22 protein-coding genes are annotated in these 23,350 nt (G+C 62.7%); 11 read left to right on the forward strand and 11 right to left on the reverse strand.

The window, feature by feature from the left end:
* The first annotated feature begins 39 nt into the window (after nucleotides 1-39).
* Nucleotides 40-1,419, forward strand: coding sequence for an Ig-like domain-containing protein (locus A0W34_RS05025; protein ID WP_081557409.1), 1,380 nt, complete (start codon nucleotides 40-42; stop codon nucleotides 1,417-1,419).
* A gap of 8 nt (nucleotides 1,420-1,427) precedes the next feature.
* Here A0W34_RS05025 and A0W34_RS05030 read toward each other — a convergent pair whose 3' ends face one another.
* Nucleotides 1,428-2,075: an MBL fold metallo-hydrolase gene (locus A0W34_RS05030; RefSeq protein ID WP_054781003.1), complete on the reverse strand. Its 648-nt coding sequence runs from the start codon at nucleotides 2,073-2,075 to the stop codon at nucleotides 1,428-1,430.
* A gap of 165 nt (nucleotides 2,076-2,240) precedes the next feature.
* Here A0W34_RS05030 and purS point away from each other — a divergent pair, with 165 nt between their 5' ends.
* Together purS and purQ are read left to right on the forward strand one after the other, a co-directional pair.
* A complete protein-coding gene (gene purS, locus A0W34_RS05035; RefSeq protein WP_003945817.1) occupies nucleotides 2,241-2,480 on the forward strand; it encodes a phosphoribosylformylglycinamidine synthase subunit PurS in 240 nt (79 codons plus the stop codon).
* Entirely contained in the window at nucleotides 2,477-3,154 is a 678-nt protein-coding gene (gene purQ, locus A0W34_RS05040) for a phosphoribosylformylglycinamidine synthase subunit PurQ (RefSeq protein ID WP_003945887.1), read from the forward strand. The genes purS and purQ overlap by 4 nt, the downstream gene beginning before the upstream one ends.
* A 79-nt stretch (nucleotides 3,155-3,233) precedes the next feature.
* On the opposite strand, the gene A0W34_RS05045 is transcribed toward purQ, so the two are convergent.
* Nucleotides 3,234-4,454 carry a pyridoxal phosphate-dependent aminotransferase gene (locus tag A0W34_RS05045; protein WP_058227295.1) on the reverse strand — a complete coding sequence of 407 codons (1,221 nt, stop codon included), beginning with the start codon at nucleotides 4,452-4,454 and terminating at the stop codon, nucleotides 3,234-3,236.
* Between the two features lie 136 nt (nucleotides 4,455-4,590).
* Here A0W34_RS05045 and A0W34_RS05050 point away from each other — a divergent pair, with 136 nt between their 5' ends.
* A complete protein-coding gene (locus tag A0W34_RS05050) occupies nucleotides 4,591-5,997 on the forward strand; it encodes an aminotransferase-like domain-containing protein (protein WP_042452643.1) in 1,407 nt (468 codons plus the stop codon).
* Nucleotides 5,998-6,054: 57 nt separating this feature from the next.
* Nucleotides 6,055-6,501, forward strand: coding sequence for a MarR family winged helix-turn-helix transcriptional regulator (locus A0W34_RS05055; protein WP_007734451.1), 447 nt, complete (start codon nucleotides 6,055-6,057; stop codon nucleotides 6,499-6,501).
* A 6-nt stretch (nucleotides 6,502-6,507) separates the two neighbouring features.
* On the opposite strand, the gene A0W34_RS05060 is transcribed toward A0W34_RS05055, so the two are convergent.
* Nucleotides 6,508-7,716 carry a macrolide family glycosyltransferase gene (locus A0W34_RS05060; protein WP_081557410.1) on the reverse strand — a complete coding sequence of 403 codons (1,209 nt, stop codon included), beginning with the start codon at nucleotides 7,714-7,716 and terminating at the stop codon, nucleotides 6,508-6,510.
* Nucleotides 7,717-7,879: 163 nt separating this feature from the next.
* On the opposite strand from A0W34_RS05060, the gene A0W34_RS05065 reads away from it, so the two are divergent.
* Nucleotides 7,880-8,170 (forward strand): YiaA/YiaB family inner membrane protein, encoded by a 291-nt coding sequence (locus A0W34_RS05065; protein ID WP_081557411.1) that lies wholly within the window; start codon nucleotides 7,880-7,882, stop codon nucleotides 8,168-8,170.
* On the opposite strand, the gene A0W34_RS05070 is transcribed toward A0W34_RS05065, so the two are convergent.
* Complete coding sequence (locus A0W34_RS05070; protein ID WP_087503886.1) at nucleotides 8,154-9,260, reverse strand: sensor histidine kinase; 1,107 nt, start codon at nucleotides 9,258-9,260, stop codon at nucleotides 8,154-8,156. The genes A0W34_RS05065 and A0W34_RS05070 overlap by 17 nt on opposite strands.
* A complete protein-coding gene (locus tag A0W34_RS05075; protein WP_081557412.1) occupies nucleotides 9,257-9,970 on the reverse strand; it encodes a response regulator transcription factor in 714 nt (237 codons plus the stop codon). Before A0W34_RS05075 ends, A0W34_RS05070 begins: the two co-directional genes overlap by 4 nt.
* A 216-nt stretch (nucleotides 9,971-10,186) precedes the next feature.
* Between A0W34_RS05075 and A0W34_RS05080 the strand changes: the two genes are divergently transcribed.
* Entirely contained in the window at nucleotides 10,187-10,837 is a 651-nt protein-coding gene (locus tag A0W34_RS05080) for a DUF305 domain-containing protein (protein ID WP_081557413.1), read from the forward strand.
* A gap of 112 nt (nucleotides 10,838-10,949) precedes the next feature.
* Nucleotides 10,950-13,028 (forward strand): heavy metal translocating P-type ATPase, encoded by a 2,079-nt coding sequence (locus A0W34_RS05085; RefSeq protein WP_081557414.1) that lies wholly within the window; start codon nucleotides 10,950-10,952, stop codon nucleotides 13,026-13,028.
* An 18-nt stretch (nucleotides 13,029-13,046) separates the two neighbouring features.
* Here the strand turns inward: A0W34_RS05085 and A0W34_RS05090 are convergent, their stop codons facing one another.
* The 4 genes from A0W34_RS05090 to A0W34_RS05105 all read right to left on the reverse strand — a co-directional run bounded on the left by A0W34_RS05090 (nucleotide 13,047) and on the right by A0W34_RS05105 (nucleotide 16,924).
* Nucleotides 13,047-13,817, reverse strand: a complete 771-nt coding sequence (locus A0W34_RS05090; RefSeq protein WP_081558753.1) for an alpha/beta fold hydrolase — start codon at nucleotides 13,815-13,817, stop codon at nucleotides 13,047-13,049.
* A 142-nt stretch (nucleotides 13,818-13,959) separates the two neighbouring features.
* On the reverse strand, nucleotides 13,960-14,541 hold the full coding sequence (locus A0W34_RS05095) for a hypothetical protein (protein WP_232329987.1): 582 nt from the start codon (nucleotides 14,539-14,541) through the stop codon (nucleotides 13,960-13,962).
* 8 nt (nucleotides 14,542-14,549) lie between these two features.
* Entirely contained in the window at nucleotides 14,550-16,151 is a 1,602-nt protein-coding gene (locus tag A0W34_RS05100) for an ABC-F family ATP-binding cassette domain-containing protein (RefSeq protein ID WP_081557415.1), read from the reverse strand.
* Between the two features lie 218 nt (nucleotides 16,152-16,369).
* Nucleotides 16,370-16,924 carry a hypothetical protein gene (locus A0W34_RS05105; RefSeq protein ID WP_003945732.1) on the reverse strand — a complete coding sequence of 185 codons (555 nt, stop codon included), beginning with the start codon at nucleotides 16,922-16,924 and terminating at the stop codon, nucleotides 16,370-16,372.
* 96 nt (nucleotides 16,925-17,020) lie between these two features.
* Here A0W34_RS05105 and A0W34_RS05110 point away from each other — a divergent pair, with 96 nt between their 5' ends.
* From A0W34_RS05110 to A0W34_RS05120, 3 genes are all read left to right on the forward strand, one after another.
* The gene (locus A0W34_RS05110) at nucleotides 17,021-18,838 is read left to right on the forward strand and encodes a penicillin-binding transpeptidase domain-containing protein (RefSeq protein WP_081557416.1); all 1,818 of its coding nucleotides are present in this window, start codon (nucleotides 17,021-17,023) and stop codon (nucleotides 18,836-18,838) included.
* A gap of 107 nt (nucleotides 18,839-18,945) precedes the next feature.
* The gene (locus tag A0W34_RS05115) at nucleotides 18,946-20,625 is read left to right on the forward strand and encodes an NTF2-like N-terminal transpeptidase domain-containing protein (protein ID WP_003945897.1); all 1,680 of its coding nucleotides are present in this window, start codon (nucleotides 18,946-18,948) and stop codon (nucleotides 20,623-20,625) included.
* 30 nt (nucleotides 20,626-20,655) lie between these two features.
* Nucleotides 20,656-21,393, forward strand: a complete 738-nt coding sequence (locus tag A0W34_RS05120; protein ID WP_003945554.1) for a sulfite exporter TauE/SafE family protein — start codon at nucleotides 20,656-20,658, stop codon at nucleotides 21,391-21,393.
* Nucleotides 21,394-21,399: 6 nt separating this feature from the next.
* Here A0W34_RS05120 and A0W34_RS05125 read toward each other — a convergent pair whose 3' ends face one another.
* A complete protein-coding gene (locus A0W34_RS05125; protein ID WP_003945468.1) occupies nucleotides 21,400-22,872 on the reverse strand; it encodes a peptide MFS transporter in 1,473 nt (490 codons plus the stop codon).
* 57 nt (nucleotides 22,873-22,929) lie between these two features.
* Nucleotides 22,930-23,307 (reverse strand): DUF3054 domain-containing protein, encoded by a 378-nt coding sequence (locus A0W34_RS05130; RefSeq protein WP_003945710.1) that lies wholly within the window; start codon nucleotides 23,305-23,307, stop codon nucleotides 22,930-22,932.
* Nucleotides 23,308-23,350 lie beyond the last annotated feature (43 nt).

Raw genomic sequence — 23,350 nt, forward strand, 5'->3', positions numbered from 1 at the left:
AGTTAATCTGCCGCTAGTAGATGGGATTGGGATCTCGCCATGCGCACGAGAGTGTTCTCCAAGTCGGTCGAGGGTCTTGTCGCCGTGGCTGTGGGCGCAGTCGTCTGTGCTGCGTTCGTTCCGGCGCTCGCGTCTGCCGCTCCGACCGGCGCGGTTCACATGCTGCCGACGGGCAGTGTCGACGGCGGGTCGAGCGGATCGAGCGGATCGAGCGATGGCGTCCGCACCGCAACCGTCGACGATGAAGGTGAGCAACTCACACTGCGCCTTCACAAGATGAACCTGCGGGGATCCGAGTTCTCGATGGCTGTGCAAGACAGCGACGGAGAGCTGACCGACGCGGTGATCCCGGCGCCCCGTTCGTACATCGGCAGCGTGGAAGGGCGTCCGGACGCAATCGTCTCGGCCATCGTCGACTCCGCCGGAACACTGCGCGGGCAGGTGATTTTCGATCGTGGTGTTTCGATAGAGTTCGTCGGATCCGAGGTGGTCGGTCGCAGCACGGCGCCGATCGACGCAAAACCCAAGTGGCCCACCGCGGCCATTGCGCCGGCCTCGGCCGCAAGGGTCGGCAAGACGGTCAAGCAGTTCGTGGTCGGACTGGACCTCAGTGGCGAGTGGTACTCCGCGCACGGCGCAGGCAGTGCCGCCGTCGCTCTGGATCGGGCCGAGGAATCAATGGCCCGCACCGCTGCCATCTGGATCAGAGACGTCGGGATTCGGCCGGTCCTCGGTCGAGTTGTCCTGCGGGCAGATTCCGCCGGCGATCCGTACTCGAGCAGTTGTGAAAATCTCGAGCAGTTGGAAGATCTGTGGTCCGATCAGGTCGGGTCGAGTGTCGATCAGGCAACCGTCGTGTGCGCATCCGGTGGCGGAAATGCCTACTACTCGAAGTTCGAACTCGACCACAGCTACGCGCATGTCGGTGCCGAGTCCGACGGCAACTTCAGCCGCGTTCTCCGCCACGAGTTGGGCCACAACTTCTATGCCGACGACTACCACGGCGGCGGCGCCGAGGGATCGACCATCATGAACGGTAACGACCTCTCGCGCTTCGACGGCACCGAATTCGCTGCCATCGTCGATGCGGCGGAGGTTGCCTCGGCTCGACTCGACGACGTCGGTCGGTACACGGCAAGCCCGATCCCGCCGTACGCCGCACTCGACACCGCGCGGGTCCGCTCAGGCGGCACAGTCACCGTCGACGCCGTCGCGAATGATCATGACAGCAACGGAGATTCGATCAAAGTGACCGGCGTCGGGGCGACGTCACTTCTCGGTGGCACCGTGAAGCTCGAAAACGGCGAAGTGGTGTTCGAAGCCGGAACGAAGGCAGGCACCGACAGGATTCTCTACACACTCACCGACGCAGCCGGTGGCACGAGCACCGGCTGGATCATCGTCGATGTGAGTGCGTGAGAACCGAATCAGGCGACTTCGACGCTCGACTCCTCGTCGAGAACTCGGAACTCGGTGCCGTCGGCAGCCATTTCCGAGTAGCGACCGTAGAAGATGCCTGCGGCCTCGTCGCGGATGATCGCTTGATGAATGGGAACCGCAACGCGCGGCGCCACCGCGCGGAGGTAGTCGATGGCTTCCGAGATCTTGAGCCACGGTGCGGCGGCGGGGAGGGCGAGAACGTCGATCTTTTGTTCGGGGACGTAGAGGGAATCGCCGGGATGCATGAACCGTGCCGGGTTGGTGGCGTCACCGAGGAGGAACGCGGTGTTGTCGATCATCGGTAGGTCCGGATGGATGATTGCGTGCTCTCCGCCCGTTCCGGTCACCTCGACGTCGCCGATGCTGAACCGGTCGCCCGGCCGGACGCCGGTCCAGCGCCCACCGAGCTTTTCAGCCGTCTGCGGATCGCTGTAGAGCACGGCGTCGGGATTCGCTTCGGCCAGTTCGGGCAGCCGCGCCGGGTCGGCGTGATCGGGGTGTTGATGTGTCACGAGGATGGCGTCGAGGCCGGTGATGCCTTCGAATCCGTGCGAGAAGTTGCCGGGATCGAAGAGGATCTTCGAGCCGTTCAACTCCACGAGCACACAGGAATGGCCAAAATGTGTCAGTCGCATGATTTCGAGTATGCGCCGCCCCGAAGGGACTCGCAGGCGGGTTTCACAGGTGGTGGCCGTCACGCCCCGATCACTCGATGCGAACCATCTCGGGTCCGCCCGGTAAACTGGCCATCACCCGAGCGTTTCACTCCGGGTTCGCGCACTAGTACCGAGGAGCAGCACGTGGCCCGTGTCGTCGTCGAAGTCATGCCCAAGGCCGAGATTCTCGACCCCCAGGGACAGGCAATTGTCGGGGCACTGTCTCGCCTGGGCTTTGCAGGAGTATCCGATGTCCGTCAGGGCAAGCGGTTCGAGTTGGAGATCGACGGCAGTGTCGAAGACGCCGAACTCGAGAAGATCGCCGAAGGCCTGCTGGCCAACACGGTGATCGAGGATTGGACCGTCAGGCGAGTCGAGGCATGAGCGCACGTATCGGAGTAATCACTTTCCCCGGCACGCTCGACGACATCGACGCGGCGCGGGCAGTGAACCTGGCCGGCGGTGAAGCTGTCGAACTCTGGCACGGCGATGCAGACCTCAAGGGTGTCGACGCGGTCATCGTTCCTGGCGGATTCTCGTACGGCGATTACCTTCGTTGCGGCGCGATCGCACGTTTTGCTCCCGCGATGGGCAAGGTTGTGGAAGCAGCCAAGGGCGGCATGCCGGTCCTGGGCATCTGCAACGGTTTCCAGATCCTCTGCGAAGCAGGTTTGCTGCCCGGTGCCCTGACCCGTAACCAGGGTCTGCACTTCATCTGCCGCGACGAGTGGTTGACGGTCGAAGCCAACAACACGGCGTGGTCCTCGCGATACGAGGCCGGCGCGCAGATCCTCATCCCCCTGAAGTCGGGTGAAGGTCGCTTCCAGGCGTCCGAGAAGGTTCTCGACGAACTCGAGGGCGAAGGCCGCGTCGTCTTCCGTTACTCGGAGGAGAACCCCAACGGCTCGCAGCGTCGTATCGCCGGCATCTCCTCGGCCAACGGCCGGGTCGTCGGTTTGATGCCGCACCCCGAGCACGCCACCGAGGCTCTCACCGGTCCCAGTGACGACGGATTGGGCTTGTTCTACTCGGCCCTCGACGCGATCGTCACTGCCTGATCGCCTGCTGATTTTCACCACTGAACGCCGACCGGAAATCCGGTCGGCGTTCAGTCGTATGTGGGCCCGGTACCCAGGGCTACTGGCTGTAGGAACTGAGGAAGTTGCCGAGTCGCTCGAGTGCCGTCGAGAGATCGTCGGTGTTGGGGAGAGTCACCAACCGGAAGTGATCGGGTTCGATCCAATTGAACGCGCGACCGTGGCTGACAAGAATCTTCTCCGATTCCAGTAGATCGAGAACGAACCTCTCGTCGTCGACGATGCCGAACTTGTCGACGTCGAGCTTGGGGAACAGGTACAGCGCCCCGTCGGCCTGTTGGCAACTGATCCCGTCGATGCTGTTGAGCGTGGTGTGTGCGAGATCGCGCTGGGCCGTCAGCCGACCTTGTGGAAGCAACAGGTCCTCGATGGACTGGCGTCCGCCGAGTGCAGTCTGGATAGCGTGCTGCGCCGGCACGTTGGCACACATTCGCATGTTGGCCAGCAATTTGATGCCTTCGATGAAGCTCGACGCCCGCTCGAGTGGTCCGGTGACGGCCAGCCATCCGGCTCGGAATCCGCACACGCGGTAGGCCTTGGACAGTCCCGAATACGTCAGACACAGAACGTCTCGCCCGGTCATCGTCGCAAGGTTTGTCATGGATCGGCCGTCGTAGACGATCTTTTCGTAGATCTCGTCGGCGAAGAGCATCAGATCGTGTTTGCGCGCTAGATCCACGAAGCGTTGCAGCACCTCCGTCGAGTAGACGGCGCCCGTCGGATTGTTGGGATTGATGACGACAATCCCTCGGGTGCGCGGCGTGATCCGAGCTTCCAGATCGTCGAAGTCCGGTGCCCAGCCTTGGCTTTCATCGGTGAGGTAGTGGACGGGCGTGCCGCCGGCAAGTGAAACCGAAGCCGTCCACAAGGGATAGTCGGGAGCGGGAATCAGGATCTCATCCTCTGGATTGCAGAGGGCCTGCATCGTCAGGGTGATCAGTTCGGACACACCGTTTCCGAGATAGATCTCGTCGACGGTGACGTCGGTGATACCCCGCGTCTGGTAGTACTGGACCACCGCAGTGCGCGCCGAATACAGTCCGCGAGAATCGCAATATCCCTGCGCGGTAGGGAGATTGCGGATCATGGCCATCATGATTTCGTCCGGAGCTTCGAACCCGAAGGGGGCCGGATTGCCGACGTTGAGTCGCAGGATCGTGTGTCCCTGATCCTCGAGTTCTTCGGTCTTGTCGAGAATTCGCCCTCTGATGTCGTACCTGACATTCTCGAGCTTGCGGGCCTGATCGATGGGTGTGTTCACGCGGTTACGTACCTCCGGTTCGGGTGGGCGAGTTGTGTTTCAGATGAGAAGGGCGCCTCAGGGTTCGGTCTGGAAACGGACATTGATTCGAGATAGCGCTAGCGGCGAAAGAGGAGTAGCGCTACTATGATTCGACATGTCCAATGATAGCAGTTCGAGGATTGTCGCAGCCTTGCGTGAGTGGATCGCGACGGCTCCTCCAGGCGCGAAGCTTCCGTCCACTCGGTCGCTCGTCAGCCTGCACGGGGCGAGTCCGGTCACCGTGCAGAAGGCGCTGCGAACACTGGTATCTCAGGGGGTTGTGGAGGCTCGTCCCGGTGTGGGGACCTTCGTGCGCGCGGCGCGCGTCGTGCGACCCAACGACTACGGGTGGCAGACAGCGGCGCTTGGATCGCCGAACTATCGTCTGCAGCTGCCCATGGCGCTGCAGTCCACCTCCAACGACGTGATCGCGCTGCATTCCGGCTATCCGGCCCGAGAGCTGTTGCCGGAAGGTCTGGTTCGTGCAGCCTTCACCAGGGCGACGCGAACCGACGCCGTGTTCAATCGGCCCCTCGCTGCCGGGCTTCCGGAACTGCAGTCCTGGTTTGCCTCCGAATTGGGTTCCGCCACTCCTGCCGGGATCACGCCGCCGGGGCCGAACGACGTGGTTGTACTTCCCGGCAGTCAGGGCGGGCTTGCGACGTCCTTTCGCGCGTTGGTGGGGGAGGGGCGTCCGTTGCTCATGGAATCGCCGACCTACTGGGGTGCGATCCTGGCCGCCGCGCAGGCAGGAGTCACGGTCATTCCGATCTCCAGCGGCGCCAACGGGCCTGATCCTGAAGAGCTTTCGCGTGCATTCGAACAGACCGGTGCCCGTGCGTTCTACGCACAACCGAGCTTCGCGAGTCCGACCGGAGCGCTGTGGTCGCCGTCGTTGGCCGACAAGGTTCTCGACACCGTCCGTCGGCACGGCGCATTCCTCATCGAGGACAGTTCGGCGCTCGACTTCGGAATCACCGCAGATCCCAGCCCCATCGCTGCACGAGACGACAGCGGTCACGTCGTCTACCTTCGTGCGCTGACCAAGAGCGTGTCCCCGTCGGTGCGAGTTGCCGGATTGATTGCTCGGGGTCCGGCGTACGAGCGGATTCTGGCTGATACACAGGCAGATTCGATGTACGTCAGCGGGATGCTGCAAGCGGTAGCGCTCGACGTCGTGACCCAACCGGCCTGGCGAACCCACTTGCGCAGGCTTCGTCACCAACTCGAGGCCAGACGCGACCTCCTCGTCTCGAGTCTGCGCGAGCACGCGCCGGACGCTCACCTCGATGCCGTACCGAAAGGCGGACTCAACCTCTGGCTTCGGCTCCCGGACACCACGAACGTCGAACGCGTGGTGCAGGACTGCCGGTCGGCCGGCGTCATCGTCGGGGCCGGTGACGATTGGTTCCCGGCAGAACCGACTGGAAAGTTCTTGCGGCTCAACTACGCCGGACCGAACCCGGGTGAGTTCCCCGACGCCGCCCGCATTATCGGCCGAGCAATCACGCAACATATGTAGAACTTCACCTCGCTGGTGGTTGACCTTAACTTCCGTTGAGGTTTTATCGTCGTATGCATGAACAAACAAGCGATGCAGCCACCGGCCAACCAGCCGATCGGATTCTGGACCGCGCGAGCCGGTGAAGCGATTCGCACGCGCACGCGCGGAGCACTCGAAGCGATCGGTGTCACCCAGCCGGGGTGGTGGGTCCTGCACCAACTTTCGCTGCACCCTGAAGGAGTGGAGCGCGCTGTCCTCTTGCGGACGATCGGTCCGAACGAATCCACCGACGTGATCGATGACGCCGTCGACTCTGCCCTCGAACTGGGGTGGGCGCGCGAAGACGGGTCTGTCCTTCGCCCGACTGATGCGGGCTCCGAGCAGTTCGATCGCGCCGCGCGGGTACAGCAGATGCTGCAGGAAGAGCGGATGCAGGGAATCACCGAAGAGGAGTTTGTCACCACCATCACTGTGCTGCAGCGAACCATCAAGAACGTGGGCGGCGACGCCTGGCACTGGTAGCAGACATTATCTGGGCCCGCTGCCGGGTAGAGCGGCTTCGATCAATTCGACGGCACGGGTCACACCGCCCGCCGCTGCGAGTTCTTCTGCCAACTCCGCGCTGCGTCGGCGGAACTCGTCGGCGCTCACCAGAGTCAGCGCCTCACGAAGCTCTACTGCCGTGACGGTAGCGCTGTCGACGCGTACTGCGACACCGGCGTCGACGAGCGAGTCGGCGTTGCCGAACTGATCGACGGCTTGCGGCACTGCGATCATGGGTGTCCCGGTCACGAGTCCCTCGCTGGATCCGCCCATACCCGCGTGGGTCACGAACGCGTCGGCCTGCTGCAGAATCGCGAACTGCGGTACCCAACGGTGTATTTCGACGTTGTCGGGCAATGGTCCGAGATCTGAGATCTGCACCTGCTTTCCGATCTGGAGGACGACGTGCCAGCCGTCCATCTGGCCGAAAGCCTCGACGCAGGTGCGGTAGAAATCCGGATGATCGGTGAATGCTGAACCCAGCGAGATCAACAAGAGCTTGCGTTCGGGATCCGGGTTCACCCAAGGTTGACTGCTCGGTTCGAGTGCGGGGCCGACGAACGTGTAGACGTCGCGGTTCACGCGATCGGCGTTGGGCTGCATCGATTCTGCGATCAGCACGATTGCACGGGGTGGGCGTCCGGTGAACTCACGTGGATCGACCTCGACGCCTTCGGCGCGGAAGAACCGGGTCTCCCGATCGAGCAGGTCACCGCCTCTCGGATCGGAACGAATTTCGTCGTACATCGGTGCGGCGTCGGCTTCGTAACCGTCCCAGGCAACGTACGTCGGCGACAACTGGATGATGGGAACGCCCCACTGCTGAGCCAGTATTCGTGCCGGAATGCCGGCGATGTCGTAGAGAAAGAGGTCAGGGCGATCGTCTTCGTAGATTCGGCGTAGCTGCGGCAGCATCGACTCGTAATCGTCCTGGAAAATCGTCAACTGATCGATCAGATCCCCGTCCCAGCTCTTCTCCGGTTCGGCGCCGTCGGGAGAAGGGACGAGGCTGGGCAGCGTGGAGACGTACGGTGCGAATTCGGCCCCGGTCGCCTCGATGATCTCACGCATCGACTCGTCGTTGGCATAGGTGACGCGGTGACCGGCGGCGACGAGACGCGCGATGATCGCCAGGCTCGGATTGACGTGGCCCGGCGCCGGAATGCTCACCATGGCGATATGTCTGCGGGTCATCGATCACTCCTGCCGTCTGACTGTTCTGGAACAACTCCGGATACCGGACCGAGACTATCCACCAGGATGGGTGACGGCATCTGATTTTTGCCGGGGAAGTACCGTGCGCACTCGAGTAGGACTACGCATCCGAGTGCCGGGATGGGCGAGCAGACTTCGAAGCATGAGCACACCGACAACACCCTCGAAGACCACTGCAGCCTTCTATCTTCAGGCCGGAATAGCCTTTGCCGTCAGTTTTGTCGGCACCCTCCTCGGAATTGCGTATCTTCCGATCGATGCGTGGCAACGCGGATTTCTCGGAATGTCCTTGCTGTTCTTGGTCACCAGTACGTTCACGTTGGCCAACGTGATTCGTGATCAGCAGGAGGCATCCACAGTCAGGGTTCGAGTGGACGAGGCTCGACTCGAGAAGCTGATCGCCGAGCACGATCCGTTCAAAGCGGCAGCCTGAAACCTGTCGGCAAGGTGAGGATCAGCGTGCTGCCGAGAGGTTGCTCGTTTCGGAGCGCCGACAGATCGCCGCCGTGTGCGAGCGCGAGGCTGCGCGCAATCGTGAGCCCCAAACCTGAACCGTCGGATCGATCACCGCGATGGAAACGGTCGAAGACTGATTCGAGTTGGTCTGCGGGAATTCCGTCACCGGTGTCGGTGACGGACACCGAGAGGTGGTCACCCTCCCGTGCGAGTGTCACCGTCACCGAACCTCCGCTCGGAGTGTGCCGCAACGCGTTTTCGAGCAGATTGGCGAGGATCTGTTCGATTCGTTGGCGATCGACCTCGGCCGTGATCGGTTGCGGAGGTAGCGCGGTCGTCAATTCGACTCCACGATCGGCGAAACGTGGCGCCGCTGCTGCCGTTGCGCTGCAAACGATGTCGTCGATCTTCTCATCTCGGCGATCGAGTTCGAGAGCGTGTTCGTCGGCCGCGGAGACGTCCGCCAGATCGCAAGAGAGCCGACGCAGTCTTTCGAGTTGATCGCGCATGACCGACCATGAAGAGTTGTCCGTGGGGAGGACGCCATCCTCGATGCCGTCCACGTACGCAGCCAAAGTCGATACCGGAGTGCGTAATTCGTGGGCAAGATCGGCAAGCAGGCGTTTGCGGACCCGATCCGAATGATCAAGGCGTGCCGCCATGTCGGCAAAGGCAGTTTCGAGACGCGTGAAATCGGCATCTACGTCGGACCTGCCGATAGTCACGTCGAAGTTCCCGTCTGCGACGCTTTGCGCCGCCTCCGCCAGCGTTGAGATCGGGGCCGTGATGCGTCGGACGATGTAGACCGCGGCGATGCCTGCGCCTACCAGTGCGACCGCGATCCCGCACAACAGAGCAATGGTCATGGTCTGAGCGAATGCCTCTTCGGTGTGGGTACGGACATTCGAGTCTTCGATGCCGGCCATCATGAGGTGGTTGTGAAAGAGCGGGGCAGCGACGGCAATGGCGACTGCGGCGATGGCGAGGCAGGAGACGAACAGGACGACAAGCTGCGCCAGCAGCAGTTTTCCGCGTAGCCCGAGTTTCTTCATCACGACCTCGTTCATGACGACCTCAGGGAGTATCCGACGCCCCTGACGGTTCTGATGAACCGAGGATCGGTCGCGTCGTCGCCGAGTTTGCGGCGTAATGCACGCACATGGACGTCGACGATGTGCTGGTCCCCGAACCAGGACGAGCCCCACACCGAGGTGATGATCTCGGCCCGACTCCAGGCAGCGTCGGGTCGGGATGCAAGCGCGGACAACAGGGTGAACTCGGTGGGAGTGAGATCGACCAGGGTGTCGTCGACACGGACCGTGCGGGCCAGGACGTCGATGTCGAGTCCGGGAGGCGTCGGCAGCACTTTTGGCAGCAAACTCGACGCGCGTGGCCGTCTGAGCAGTGCTTTCACTCGCGCAACCAGTTCGCGGGGGCCGAAGGGTTTGACCACGTAGTCGTCTGCGCCGGCCGCCAGACCCGTCACCTTGTCCGACTCTTCACCGCGGGCGGACAGCATCAGGATGTACGCATCGGAGAAGGTACGGATTCGTCGGCAGACTTCCATGCCGTCGAAGCCCGGGAGCATTAGATCGAGCACTATCAGCGCGGGCTCGAATTCGCGCACCGAACGTACTGCGCTCGGCCCGTCGTGGGCGAGGCGCACGGTGAATCCTTCGCGTGTCAGATAGTTGGCGACAACCTTGGCGAGGGCAGTCTCGTCGTCGACGACAAGAACGCGCCCCGGTTCCTCGCCAGGTCGTAGTTCGGCGCTCATCAGACCGAGGTTAGTCGACTGCGTGTCTGCATTGCTGGCGCGTGGTGGTTTCCACTCGACTGTGAAGATTCGATGAAGGAAGCCTGTTCGAGCCGGTTATCGGGCTTCGCGGTGGATTTTCGCCGGTAACGTGGCAACTGTGCATGTGCAGCACTCTTGTCAAATCAATTGTGGTGCAGTGCATATCGAACAGAATCAATTCTCGGGAGTGAAAACATGTCTTTGACGGTCAGGAAGAGCGCCGCGCGGTTCGTTCCGGTTGTGGCAGCGGCAGCACTGTTGATTGCCGGATGCTCGGACAACTCCGGGGAGAGCATCAACCATTCTTCCGAAACAACCAGTGTTGCAGCACAGTCGGAGATTCCTGCGGGTGTCAATGCCGCCGACATCGAGTTTCTCGAAGGGATGTACCCGCATCACGCGCAGGCATTGGACATGGCCAGGATGGTCGACGGTCGAACCGACAATGCCGAACTTCTCTCTCTTGCAGCGCAGATAGAGGCAGCGCAAGGCCCGGAGATGGCTCAGATGACCGAATTGTTGACGGAGTGGGGACGCACCGAGCCTTCGTCGAGTTCGATGGAGGGCATGGATGAGTCGGCGCACGCGGGACACGGCGTCGGGATGGCCGAGATGCCGGGAATGATGTCGGCCGACGACATGACCGCCCTCACCGATGCCAGTGGCGCGGAGTTCGACAAGTTGTGGCTGACGATGATGATCGAGCACCACAAGGGTGCCATCACCATGTCCCAGACCGAACTCGACAACGGGCTCGACCCGTCGGCGGAGAAGATGGCAGAAGCGATCATTGCCGGTCAGCAGGCGGAAATCACTCAGATGGAAGCGATGTTGAAGGGGAGTTGAACAGGAGGCCTTGGCCGCGTGACCTTGCTCGGGTGGCTACCTGGGCATACGTTCGAGGCTGATGGCTTGACCGGTGCTGTGCTGCAATCACACGCGAGGGGATGACCGCCACATGGATCACAGTCAGATGGACCATGGCCAGATGGAGCATAGCGAGATGAGCCATGGCCAGATGGAGCATGGGGCACACGGTGGTCACGGGGATCACGTCGCACAGTTCCGGACGTTGTTTGCAGTCATGCTGGTCATCGCGGTTCCGGTCGTTGCGGCAGACGCGATGTTCGCTGATCTGGTCGGGTACACACTGCCGGAAAACTCTCTGGTGGAATGGATCTCACCGGTACTCGGCACGGTGATGTACTTCTGGGGTGGCAAGCCGTTCCTCACCGGCGCTGTTGCCGAAATCCGTTCTCGGCAGCCGGGAATGATGCTGTTGATCGCGCTCGCGATCACCGTGGCCTTCTTCGCGTCATGGGCTGCGAGTCTGCACTGGGTGGATCACACTCTCGATTTCTGGTGGGAGCTCGCGCTTCTGATCGTGATCATGTTGTTGGGCCACTGGATCGAGATGCGTTCGCTCAGTCAGACATCGAGCGCCTTGGATTCACTTGCCGCTTTGCTGCCCGACGAGGCAGAACGGGTGGTGGGGGAATCGGTGGAAACCGTGCCCACCGCAGCTCTGGCGACCGGCGACCTGGTGATAGTTCGTCCCGGCGCCCGTGTTCCCTCGGACGGAACGGTGGTCGAGGGAAGCGCCGACATGGACGAATCCATGATTACGGGCGAGTCGAAGACCGTCCGCCGGACTGTCGGAGATCAGGTGGTGGCCGGCACGGTAGCCACCGACTCGGCACTTCGGCTTCGAGTCACCGCCGTGGGAGAAGACACCGCGCTCGCCGGTATCCGGCGCCTGGTCGAGCAAGCCCAGAACTCGTCGAGTCGCGCGCAGGTGTTGGCGGACAAGGCCGCTGCTCTGCTGTTCTGGTACGCACTCGGCGCGGCAGTGCTGACCGCGATCGCCTGGAGTATCTGGGGCACCCCGGAGAGCGCAGTCACCCGGACGATCACCGTTCTGGTGATCGCCTGCCCGCACGCGCTCGGGTTGGCGATTCCACTGGTCGTCTCGATCGCGACGGAACGGGCGGCTCGGGCTGGGATCTTGATCACCGACCGCATGGCCCTCGAGGCGATGCGTAACGTAGACACCGTTCTCTTCGACAAGACCGGCACTCTCACCAAGGGGGAGCCCGCAGTGGTCGGTGTACGCGGTGTCGACGGGTATTCCGATGACGACGTTCTCAGCGCAGCGGCTGCCGTCGAGTTCGACAGCGAACATCCACTCGGGCGCGCCGTCGTCGCGGCGGCGCGGGAGTTGTCGCTCGAATTCACTTCGGGTTCCGACTTTCAGGCGCACAACGGGATCGGGGTTGCTGCGGACGTCGCCGGTGCACGCGTCGGTGTCGGCGGACCGGGGATGCTGCGATCGGTCGGGGCCACCGCGATCCCGGGGACCGAAGAGTGGCTCAGTGACGGGTCGACCGTCCTGCATGTAGTGCGTGACGAGAAGGTAATCGGCGCATTGGCATTGGCCGACGAGATTCGCCCGGAATCAGCATTGGCCGTCGACGCCCTCCATGCTCGCGGTGTGCGGGTGGCCATGGTCACCGGAGACGCGGAGGCCGTGGCCCATTCGGTGGCTCGCAGGCTCGGGATCGACGAAGTTTTCGCCGAAGTGCTTCCGCAGGACAAGGGAACGCAGGTATCTCGGCTTCAGGCTGCGGGCCACCGCGTGGCGATGGTCGGTGACGGGGTCAACGATGCGCCGGCACTCGCCCAGGCGGATGTGGGCATCGCGATCGGTGCCGGAACCGACGTGGCGATCGCGTCGGCGGGAGTTGTTCTGGCCAGCGATGATCCGCGTTCGGTGAGCTCGGTCATCGAGCTGTCCCGCGCCACCTACCGGAAGATGGTTCAGAACCTTTGGTGGGCAGCGGGATACAACGCGATCTCGGTTCCCCTCGCTGCGGGAGTGCTGGCGCCCGTCGGGTTCGTGCTGCCGATGGAGGTCGGAGCAATCCTGATGTCGGTATCCACTGTGGTCGTTGCCGCGAATGCCCAGTTGTTGAGGCGCTTGGACTTGCGGCAGCCACCGGTGACCGCGTTGGAGTCGAGAGTGCTCACATCGCAGTAGCGAGAGGTTGAAGGCGGACTACTGTCGGCTCAGGAACGGAATGAGCGCACGCAGTACAGCATCGGAGTCTGCGACTGCGCTTGCGTGGTCAGCCCCTTCGATCACAGTCAAGGCACTGTCCGGGATCAGCGACGCGAGATGCTCGGTATCCGGCAGGCGCTCGCGATCTCTCGATCCGACGAACAACAACGCCGGTGTGGTGATCCGTTGCAGCACGGCGTCGTCGATGCCGTGCTCCTTCTCTGCGCGGCGCATGTAGGCAGCGAGCGCGAGGGCATCATTGATTCGGAAGGCAGTCGCAGTCTGAGGATCCACCGGTTTGCCGCGCCTCACGCCCCAACCGGTCAGAAATCCCTCGATACCGCAGCTTTCGAGTACGTCGATGCAACCCGGGAAGAACAATGCGTCGAACGCGCCCGTCATCGGTCGGCTGCTACCGCCCCCGACGGTCAGCGATCGCACCCGTTCGGAGTGCTCGACTGTCAGCGACATCACCGAGCGTCCGCCGAACGAGTATCCGAGGACGTGTGCCGGTTCGAACGGAGACTCCGTGTCGAGGATCTCCAGGAGATCGCCGACCACCAGATCCATTGCATACGAATCGGAGTCGTGTGGTTTGTCACTGCGTCCGTGACCCCGCATGTCGACGAGGATCAGACGATATTGCTCCTGAAGTGCCTTGACGTACCCGAAGCCACGCCAGATGGAGCGCGACAACGCTGTGCCGTGCACCATCAACAGGGGTGGGCCATCGCCCACGATCTGATAGGTGATCCGCGCACCGTCCACCGGATTTCTCACGTCGTGCAACACCCGTCCAGTATGGGTGCCAGTTGCTACGCACGTGAACTCGAGTAGTCGTCCGGACCCATTCGACGGATGGCGTGGACTCTGACGAACAGTCGGGCCGTCAACTCGGCCTCCCTCAGAGCTACCGGTCACTGCCCGGCGGGGCAGTACCCACTGTTCCAAGCAATGCATCGGTGGAGGGGTCTGCAGTGCTGACGCCTGCGGCTATGCCCCGAATCAGAGCCTCGAAATCAGCGGCGACGATGGTGACCTCCTCGAACTCCGGCTCTCCTCCACGGACAACCTGACCGTCGGGTGCGAGCGCCAAGTACTCGTACCCATTGCGGACCGACATCAGGACCGGGAGGTGAGTGGACCAGAAGGCGTTGATCGCCGCGCGTTCCGCCGGCCCGGAAGCGACCGCCAGGCTCTCGTGCCGGAACGCATTCCAGGGAAACGCCTCATCGCTGACGCCAACGCCACCGGCATAGTTCTCCGCCGAGAGAAACCACACCTGGTCGTCGGAACTGGCAAGTACGGAGAACGAACTCGCCCACACTACGAGTTGGTCACAACCGCCGACCAGTGGTTGCGGAACTGGGGCAGAGGCCGATCGAGTAGGTTCTTCGCGAACCCAACCTGCGAGCGACAGCGCGGCGGTTGCGTCGAGGTGAAGGCACATCGCCCCACGGTAGGCCAGACCGTCGAGCACCGATAGCGTCAACCGTCGGCCTACTCGGGATCGATGTCTCGAATACCATTCTCGTCCATGCTGATCCACCGCGTTATACCGATGTCGCGCAGAAACGGCAGATCGTGACTCACCACCACCATGGCGCCGCGAAAATCGGAAAGTGCCTGCGTGAGGTGGGCGAGACTCGGTAGGTCCAGGTTGTTGGTCGGCTCGTCGAGAAGAAGCAGCTGGGGCGCGGGTTCGGCCAGCAGGATCGTGGCTAACGCCGCACGCAATCGTTCACCGCCGGAGAGCGCGGATGCCGATACGTCGGAATCCGTTCCCCGGAAAAGGAACCGTGCCAACTGCCCGCGAATCTCCTCGGCTGTCGCGTGTGGCGCGGCCAACGCGACGTTGTCCGCCACCGAGAGGTCCTCGTCGAACACGTCGAGACGTTGGGGGAGCGCACGAGAGGCTACGAACGGAGTCGACGCGGCGAGTGCATCGAGCAACGTCGTCTTGCCGATTCCGTTGCGTCCCACTATCGCAATCCGCTCCGGCCCGGTGATCTGGAGCGATACCACTTGGCCGCTCTGCAACGTCACCTCGTCGAGCCGCGCAACCTGCTGCCCCGGATGAACCTCTGTAGCAGGCAGATCCAGACGAATCTCGCGATCGTCTCGAAGGAGTTCCTCTGCCTCCGACAGGACAGACTTGGCCTCGTCCACCTTCCCGATATGGTTGAGGGCCAGCTTTCCCGCTGAAACTTGGGCCTGACGTTTTCGTGTCTGCGCGATGATCGGCGGCATCCGCTTGTTCTCGAACATCTTCTGCCCATAGCGCTTACGCCGGTCCAGTTTCGTTCGAGCGTCGATCAGCTCGCGGCTCTGCTTTGCCAGATCGGCCTTGGCGTCGCGAACGGTGGCGAGTGCGTTTTCCTGCTCAGCGGTCACGACCTCCTGGTAGTGCGAGTAGTTGCCGCCGAACACGCGGAGATCCCCCCGACGTAGTTCGATCGTGTACTCCGCGGTGTCGAGCAGTTCCCGGTCGTGGCTGACGATCAGTACGGTTCCCGGAAACTGTTGGACTGCAGCATGAACTCGTGATCGAGCGTCGCGGTCCAGGTTGTTGGTCGGCTCGTCCAGGAGCAGTACCTGTGGATTCTTCAGCAGCGTTGCGGTCAGGCCGAGTAGGACGGTCTCTCCGCCGGAGAGGGTGCCGACAGTTCGGCTCAATGCTGCGGTATCCGGAGCCACCTTCTCGAGGCCGAGTCGATGCAAGGTGGAGAGAGCGCTCTCCTCGATATCCCAGTTGTTGTCCACGAGCGCAAAGTCGGATTCGGAGCCGTCGCCGGTTTCGATGCGGTGCAATGCGTTTCGGAGTTCGTGGATACCGAGGATGTCATCCACCCGAACGCTCGGATCGAGTGTGATGTCCTGACGGAGGTAGCCGACCTCGCCGGAAGCGGTCACGGATCCGGATTCCGGTGAGAGCTCTCCTGCGATCAATCGCAGCAGAGTCGACTTTCCCGATCCGTTGAGTCCCACGAGACCGACACGGCCACTGGGGAATACAAAATTGGTGTGGGAAAAGACTGATTCGCCGTCCGGCCAGATGAAGGTGAGATCCGAGAGCGACAGAGAAAGATGGGATTGGGTCATGAGTACTCCAGAGGGTGCTTGGACTGTGCGCCCGGCTCAGCAAGTGCTGATGGGTGCGAGTGCCTTCGCGTGATGAACCTCTAGAGGAGCAACGGCCCGTTTCCTGTTCTGTCGGGAATGATTCGTCTTCCAGGTTAGAACACTCGAACGGTCCCGTGCAATCGAATTCTTCTGTGCTGTCGGTCTCGTCGGTGTTCGGTGCTCAGATTTTCGGGCCTTCAGATTTTCGGACCCTCGGATCGGAGGTCGTCGACCTTCGACATCGCTTCGCGGAGTTCGGTGAGCCATTGTTCGCTGTGCTTGCCCGCCAACCGGACTGTCCACATGAGGGCGTCCGCTCGGGAGCGAGCAACACCCGCGTCCACCAGAGTGTCGAGAACCTTGCGTTCGGGCTGACGTAGTCGTGTCATCACCGGAACTGCGAGATGTGTGAACAGGACGGTCTTTTCGTCCAGACGTACACCCCAGGCGACCTTGCGCCCGTAGCGAGCCTCGGCCTCGTCGGCGATGCGCATCCGGTCGGCGCGCGTGGTTTCGCGAAAGCGTGAGATCCTTCCGTCCGCGGCGGCCTCGCCACCGTCGACTGCGGGGAGTTCACCGATCACGACGATTTCTTCGCGGTCGACCTGGACGTCGGCCGTTCCGGTGAACCAGTCATCTGGAAGTCGACCGGCAAACCAGTCGGACGCATCACTCGCGTCGGGAACCGACGCCTGTTGCCAACCTCCGGGACGGCCGAACCTGCGGTCGCCGGAGTTTTGTGAGTTCTTCATGGCGTTCTCCTCGGAGAGCTGGTGGAGTGTGGCGTGCGTTTATTGCACTGATTACATGATTACACCGATAGTCGAACTGGCGCCACAAATTCGGGCATGATCGGAGTCGTGCGCCTTTCACACGCTCGTCAGAGCTTCCGAACTTTCCGTCGTCCCGTGGCTGCCGTGGCTCTGGGGGTATTGGCCGCAGGATCGGTAGTTGCCTGCAGTTCTGGCCCTGACCAGCCGAAATCAGTGGCAGAGGAGTTCGCCTCCGCGCTCACGTCCGATGACGTGCAAGCGGCGGCAGCCCTGACCACCGATCCGGCGGCGGCGTCGACTGCGATTTCGGCTCTGATCGACGGGCTGGGCAAGGACGAGGGAACATTCACCGTCTCCGACGCCACCGAGTCCGGTGATTCTGCGGGGACGTTCACACTCGATGCGGCGTGGAAGTTCGGTGAAGGTCAGGACTGGAACTACTCGACGCAGGGAAACGCGTCGAAAAGCGGGGACAACTGGCTGATCCAGTGGGACCCGGCGCTGTTGGCTCCGGACCTGACCTCCTCGACGACCTTGCGCTACACACCCACCACCGGTGCTCCGCCGTCGGTGCTGGACGCGGCGGGCCAGCCGATCATGGAGCAGCAGGTGGTGACGCTGGTCAATCTCGATTCCGCCGCGGTGCCCCCGGTGGACACGGCAGCCGTGGCGGCCCTTCTCTCGCCCGTCGCACCGACGATCACGGCGGCATCGCTGAGCGGCGATCTTGCGTCGGCAAGTGGGAAGCCGGTCACCGCAATCACTTTGCGGGCCGAGGATCTTGCACCGATCGAGGAGAGGTTGGCGGCGATTCCCGGAGTGAGCTTGGCGCCGCAGGCTCGGTTGCTCTCGGTGGACAAAACTCTGGCGTCGCCGACTTTCAGTGGGTTGTCCGATCTGTGGCAGGAGGGGCAGGACAAGTCCGCGGGCTGGGCGGTACAGCAGGTGAAGCAGAACGGAACCGTCACCACCGTCGCCGGCCAAGACGGGCCGGTTGCTCCGAACATCGCGACAACGATCGACCGACCGATGCAACTCGCGGCCGAGAACGCGCTCGCCGGGGTGACACAACAGGCGGCGATCGTTGCGCTGCAGCCGTCGACCGGAGCGGTGTTGGCGGTGGCCCAGAACGCCCCCGCCGACGCACAGGGTCCGATCGCTCTGACCGGCCTGTACCCACCGGGTTCGACGTTCAAGACCGTGACGACGTCCGCGGCCCTGCAAGCCGGTGTCGCTACACCGGACACCGTTCTGCCGTGCCCGGGTACCGAGAACATCGAGGGCCGTCAGATTCCCAACGACGACGAGTTCGACCTCGGATCGGTTCCGCTGCACACCGCGTTCGCGAAGTCGTGCAACACCACAATGGCGAGGATGGCCGTCGGTCTGCCCGCCGATGCTCTGCACAAAGCGGCGCTGCAGTTCGGGCTCGGCGTCGACTACGTCACCCCCGGACTCACGACGGTGACGGGCAACGTCCCTGACGCGAACACCCCCGCCGAACGCGTCGAGTCCGCGATCGGACAGGGCACGGTGACCGCCACGCCCTTCGGGATGGCTCTCGTGGCGGCCTCGATCGCCAACGGAACGACACCCGCGCCGATGTTGGTCAAGGGACAGCCCGGCGTGGCAGATCAGACCGTTGTACCGGCTCCCGCGGAGGTGACCGAACAGTTGCGGGTGATGATGCGCGAGACCGTCACAGGCGGTACGGCGACGTCGTTGCAGGACATTCCGGGGCTTCTCGGCAAGACCGGCACGGCCGAAACCGAGGGTGGCCCGGCACATGGGTGGTTTGTCGGAATCAAGGGAGACCTCGCATTTGCGGTATTCATCGCGGGTGCGGACAGCTCTTCGCCTGCAGTGCAGGTAGCGGGCACTTTTCTGCGCTGAAACCTGTTTTCCGTTGCAGTTGGATCACACCGTCGTAGCTCAACCGTGACACGTTCGTAGGCATCCCGTGCTTGTTACTCGTGTGACAGAAGTAAAGAGTTACATGCATGGGGCCCGGAGGACAGCACAACCGTCGTGGAAAATATGTCGTTGCGTCGATAACTGCTGTCGTTCTGACAGTGGCGCTCGCGTCGTGTGTCATCGGTGGGGAGAAGAAATCCGACGCCGCCTCGGTGGTGGAGGACTTCGTCACCGCCCTCAACAACCACGACGCCGAAGCTGCCGCGGCGCTCACGTCGTACCCCAACGCGGCGCGGCCGTCGATCCAGCAGATGTTCGACGGACTGGCCGCCAAGTCCACCGACTTCGACGTCGCTCAGGTCATGGATCTGGGTAGCGACTCCGGACTCTTCACACTCGACGCGTCCTGGAACTTCGGCGAAGGCAAGGACTGGAGCTACCAGTCGCAGGGTGAGGTTCGTGATCTGTCGGTCGGCTGGCGTGTGTCCTGGGACCCGTCGGTCCTCGTCCCCGACCTCGGCAACGGTCGCACCGTTTCGTACACCCGCACGGACGCAGCGCCGCCGAAGGTAGTCGACAGCACCGGCACCCTGCTCATGAACGAGCAGACCATCAACGCGATCACTCTCGACCCGGCCACCATGCCGGACCCCGTCGACACCACTCGTCGCCTCGCCACGGTGCTCGAACCTGTCGCCCCGTTGGTCACTTCGGAGTCGATGTTGGCCGACCTCGCCGCAAACCCCGGCAAGCCCGTCACCGCCGTACTGCTCCGCGATCCCGACTACGCCTACCTGGAAAGCGATTTTGCGATCCCCGGTGTCGTCGTGGTCAAGACACCCAAGCTGATCGCCTCCGACCGTCGAATCAACTCGCCGTTGCTGGACCCACTGCGGACCGTGTGGCAGGCCAATCGCGACGCCACCGCCGGCTGGGCGGTCAATCTGGTCGAGCCCAACGGATTCCCGATCAAGCAAGCCGGCTTCCAGGGACCTCCCGGCCCCGACGTCGCCGCGACCCTCGACTCGCACGCTCAACTCGCCGCGATCGAAGCTGTCGTCAGTGCAGGTACTCCTGCGGCCATCGTCGCGATCCGCCCGTCGGACGGCGCCATTCTGGCTGCCGCACAGAACAATCAGGCCATCGAACAGGGCCCGATCGCCTTCACCGGGTTGCGCCCGGCCGGCGGCGCCCTCGATCTGGTCCGTCTCGCATCGTCGATGCAGAACGGCGTCGACCCCGGCGCCGTGTCAGCCGAGCAGTTGGCCGACACCGGGCAGCAACTCGGACTCGGCAACGGCTTCCACATTCAGGGACTCGAACAGCAGACAGCAGTGCTTGCCGCGAACCGCCCCGGCGTGGACCAGGCGATGAACAACGTCATGGCCAACAAGACGTCCAACGACGCGAGCGCGCCGACGGTAACTCCGTTCGGAATGGCGATGCTCGCGGCATCGATCGCCCGCGGCAGTGCCCCGATGCCGATGATGGTCTTCGGACAACCGGCTACCGCTGACGTCACGCCGACGGCGTTGCCCGGCGACGTCAACAATCGTCTGCGTGACGCCATGCGAGGCGCCGGCGGACTGGCTGGGTACCCGGACATGATGGCGGCCGGTGCAGCGAGCGGTGATGATCGCTGGTTCTACGGATCACGCGGAGACTTCGCATTCGCAGTGTTCGTCGCAGACGCCGACGGCGGCGATCGAGCAATGCAGATGACGGACAAGCTCTTCCAGGAACTCGGCAAGCCTGCCGACAAGTAGTACCGGGCACCGCGAGTAGATTCCTGGTTCGTGAACCTGCTCGATTTCCTTTTCCTCGTCGTAGCGGGATTCTTCAGCGGTCTAGTCGGTTTTGTCACCGGTCTTGCATCGATCGTTTCGTATCCGGCGCTGCTGAGCGTCGGGCTCTCACCGGTCAGCGCGAACATGACCAATACCGTCGCGTTGGTGGCCGTCGGCGTCGGAGCGTTGGCGAACTCGTCCCGTGAAGTTGCCGATACCGGTCCGAAACTTGTTCGCTGGTCTCTCTATTCGGCGGCCGGTGGCATCATCGGTGCCCTCATCCTGTGGCTGGCACCGGAAGGTTCGTTCGAATCCGTTGTGCCGGCGATGGTCGTGTTCGCCTCGCTCGCGCTGCTGCTGCAACCGAAGATTCGTGAGTTGTCCGGCGGCGGTGACCGCCCCGGAATCTACTCCGCAGCACTGTTCGCCGTCGCGGTATACGGCGGCTATTTCGGTGCCGGTGCCGGCGTCATCTTCCTGGCTGCGACGCTCATCCTCACTTCCGAAACGGTGTGGCGTGCAACGATCCTGAAGAGTTTCTTTCTCGGCATCGCCAATCTTGTGGCTGCACTCATCTTCGCCTTCTCCGGACAGGTGCATTGGGTGGCCGCGTTGGCGATGGCGCTCGGCGCGTTGGCCGGAGGTTGGTGTGGCCCGCCCGTCGTCAAGAAAATCCCGCCATCGGTACTGCGTGTGGCAGTAGCGATAGCGGGATTCGTGTTGGCTCTGTGGTTGTGGGTGAAGTGAGCCCGTCTACTTCACGCCCTGCATCAGCTTCTTGATCCACGGCGAGGCAAGAGCAAGAATCACTCCGATTCCGATCGACGAGAAACCGATGATCAGGAAGAACGGGCGACTGTCGTCGATGTCGAAGTAACCGGCCAAGGTTCCCGCCATCGAAGAACCCAATGCAACGGACAAGAAGAACAACGCCACCATCTGAGTGTGGAAATGCTCGGGCGCGAGTTTGGTTGCAAGGGAAAGGCCGACGGGGGACAGGAAGAGTTCGGCGAAGGTGAAGAGCAGAAGCACACCGGCAAGGCCGAGGAGCGGTGCACTGTTCGGTCCGCCCCCGGTGATCGGGATGAACGCCAGGAACGCCAGACCCATCGTGCCGGTACCGAGCGCGAACTTGATCGGCGACGACGGCTGACGGTCACCGAGTTTGGTCCACATCGCTGCGAACACCCCGGCAAAGATGATGATGAACACCGGATTGATCGACTGTACCCACGTCGGCGGGAAGTCCCAACCGAAGAGATTGCGGTCCAGGAGCTTGTCTGAGATCACCGGCACGGTGGTGAACTGCTGCTGAAACAGCGACCAGAAGGCCGCGCTCGCGATGAACATCGGGATGAACGCAAAGACTCGACTGCGTTCGACCTTGGTGACCTTCTTGCTGGTGAGCATGAGGAGGAAGTAACCGACCGACGCGACGATCGTGAGTCCGACAACGACGTCGGACATGTTGTCCGCCGTGATCAAGCCGGTGACGGAGGCGACCGCGACGACGACGATCGCGGCAATGCCGATCCCGATGTAGAGTGCGCGCTTGTCCGCGGGCAACGGGTTGCCTGGTTCGGCACCGATTCCGTGAAGATGCTTGCGGCCCAGCGTGTACTGGATCAGGCCGAGCGCCATGCCGACGGCAGCGAGAGCAAAACCGGCGTGGAATCCCCAGGCGTCCTGGACGGCTCCGGTGAGCAGCGGACCGACAAGACCGCCGATGTTGATGCCCATGTAGAAGATGGAGAATCCGGCGTCGCGGCGAACATCCTGTTCGGAATAGAGATCTCCGACCAGAGAGGTCGCATTGGCCTTCAAGCCGCCGCTGCCGAAGGCGACCATGACGAGGCCGACGCCGACACCCCACATGCCGGGAAGAACCGACAGTGCGATGTGGCCGGCCATCACCAGCGAAGCACTGTAGAAGAGCGTGCGCTCGGAGCCGAGCAGTCGGTCGGCCACCCACGCCCCGAGAATCGTCGACAGGTAGACGGTGCCGCCGTACGCGCCGACGATGCTGGTCGCTGCCGCCTGGCTGATGCCGAGGCCGCCGTCGCTGACGCTGTAGTACAGGTAGTAGATGAGGATGCCTTGCATCCCGTAGAAGGAGAATCTCTCCCACATCTCGACGCCGAACAGGTTCGCCAGCGCAAAGGGTTGGCCGAAGAACCCCCGGTCTTCCTTCTCGCTACGTTCGACGGGCTCCGTAGTGTTGCTCATCCGAAAAGTGTCCTACGTGCTCGGGCATTTCGGGTGGTTCCGAGCCGTGGAGTTTGGTTACGACTTGGTGCGGATTTTCACTACCAGCGGAGCGAGTGCGCGCCAACCGAGAAGGAACGCGCCGAGGACCAGCGTCGCGACGACGATGAAGCTGAACTGGGTGCCCTGGCCACTCAACACTCGCAGGATCATCCCGATGACGACGGCGCCGAGCCAAACGACAACGCCGGTGGGAACAAGGAGAACGGCGTTGAACTTGTCGCGGTAGAGCGCGAACGTGGCAGCCCATCCGATCACCAGGCCGGTCAGGAAGGGCCAGGATGTCTTCGCCAGACCGGCGAGCGCATTGGCTTCTTCGTGGGTACGGCGCCCTATCGCGCAGAAGATTATGACAAGAATGGCGTCGATCAGCAGGAATGGTGCGTACTTCTTCACGCTCACACCATACGACTGTGCGCCTTTATTAACCGCGGGCGGT

Source organism: Rhodococcus sp. BH4 (assembly GCF_002079265.1).
Classification (GTDB): Bacteria; Actinomycetota; Actinomycetes; order Mycobacteriales; family Mycobacteriaceae; genus Rhodococcus_F; species Rhodococcus_F qingshengii.

Coding starts and splice junctions, on each gene's coding strand:
- A0W34_RS05085 (WP_081557414.1), top strand. CDS start 10,950: ATGGATCACAGTCAGATGGACCATGGCCAGATGGAGCATAGCGAGATG.
- A0W34_RS05115 (WP_003945897.1), top strand. CDS start 18,946: ATGGGGCCCGGAGGACAGCACAACCGTCGTGGAAAATATGTCGTTGCG.
- A0W34_RS05055 (WP_007734451.1), top strand. CDS start 6,055: ATGAACAAACAAGCGATGCAGCCACCGGCCAACCAGCCGATCGGATTC.
- A0W34_RS05030 (WP_054781003.1), bottom strand. CDS start 2,075: ATGCGACTGACACATTTTGGCCATTCCTGTGTGCTCGTGGAGTTGAAC.
- A0W34_RS05125 (WP_003945468.1), bottom strand. CDS start 22,872: ATGAGCAACACTACGGAGCCCGTCGAACGTAGCGAGAAGGAAGACCGG.
- A0W34_RS05110 (WP_081557416.1), top strand. CDS start 17,021: ATGATCGGAGTCGTGCGCCTTTCACACGCTCGTCAGAGCTTCCGAACT.
- A0W34_RS05100 (WP_081557415.1), bottom strand. CDS start 16,151: ATGACCCAATCCCATCTTTCTCTGTCGCTCTCGGATCTCACCTTCATC.
- A0W34_RS05025 (WP_081557409.1), top strand. CDS start 40: ATGCGCACGAGAGTGTTCTCCAAGTCGGTCGAGGGTCTTGTCGCCGTG.
- A0W34_RS05050 (WP_042452643.1), top strand. CDS start 4,591: ATGTCCAATGATAGCAGTTCGAGGATTGTCGCAGCCTTGCGTGAGTGG.
- A0W34_RS05080 (WP_081557413.1), top strand. CDS start 10,187: ATGTCTTTGACGGTCAGGAAGAGCGCCGCGCGGTTCGTTCCGGTTGTG.
- A0W34_RS05075 (WP_081557412.1), bottom strand. CDS start 9,970: ATGAGCGCCGAACTACGACCTGGCGAGGAACCGGGGCGCGTTCTTGTC.
- A0W34_RS05065 (WP_081557411.1), top strand. CDS start 7,880: ATGAGCACACCGACAACACCCTCGAAGACCACTGCAGCCTTCTATCTT.
- A0W34_RS05060 (WP_081557410.1), bottom strand. CDS start 7,716: ATGACCCGCAGACATATCGCCATGGTGAGCATTCCGGCGCCGGGCCAC.
- A0W34_RS05105 (WP_003945732.1), bottom strand. CDS start 16,924: ATGAAGAACTCACAAAACTCCGGCGACCGCAGGTTCGGCCGTCCCGGA.
- A0W34_RS05070 (WP_087503886.1), bottom strand. CDS start 9,260: ATGAACGAGGTCGTGATGAAGAAACTCGGGCTACGCGGAAAACTGCTG.
- purQ (WP_003945887.1), top strand. CDS start 2,477: ATGAGCGCACGTATCGGAGTAATCACTTTCCCCGGCACGCTCGACGAC.